This is a genomic window from Halobacteriovorax sp. DA5 (assembly GCF_002903145.1).
GTDB lineage: Bacteria > Bdellovibrionota > Bacteriovoracia > Bacteriovoracales > Bacteriovoracaceae > Halobacteriovorax_A.
This window is the reverse complement of record NZ_PPDJ01000022.1, coordinates 1-486: the sequence shown is the minus strand read 5'-3', so window position 1 is coordinate 486 and position 486 is coordinate 1. Positions and strand designations below refer to the sequence as shown.

General features: G+C 45.5%; 1 protein-coding gene. It reads left to right on the top strand.

Going from position 1 to position 486, the window contains the following annotated elements:
- Positions 1-236 precede the first annotated feature (236 nt).
- Positions 237-486 (top strand): hypothetical protein (locus C0Z22_RS16280; RefSeq protein ID WP_233189742.1); only part of this gene is annotated, 250 nt, incomplete at its 3' end.

Here is a 486-nt window from a genome sequence, read left to right as displayed (position 1 = left end):
GTTACTATGTTGTGGCGGTTGTGCGTAAGGACTCCCGTGTAACGTGGAGTAAACTGCGAGGGAAAAAGTCCTGCCACACTGGCCTGAACCGCAACGCTGGATGGAAAGTTCCAGATTCAGTCATATGTGGACAAAGTCCTGACTGTACACTATACAATTTCTTCAGTGAAGGCTGCGCTCCTGGTGCTGATCCTGCATCAAACATGTGTAAACTGTGTAAAGGAAGTGGGAAGGCAGTGGGAGATGAGAGCAAGTGCAAAGCCTCTTCTGAGGAGATGTATTATGGCTATGATGGGGCTTTCAGGTGTCTTGCAGAAAAAGCTGGTGAAGTTGCTTTTATCAAGCACACTATTATTGGTGATTACAAAGAAGGTAAAAGACCGGAATGGGCTAAGGATCTAAAGGCAGACGACTTTGAACTGATCTGTCCACAATCACCAGACAGCACATTCAAATACACTGAATTTGAAGCATGTAATCTTGCCA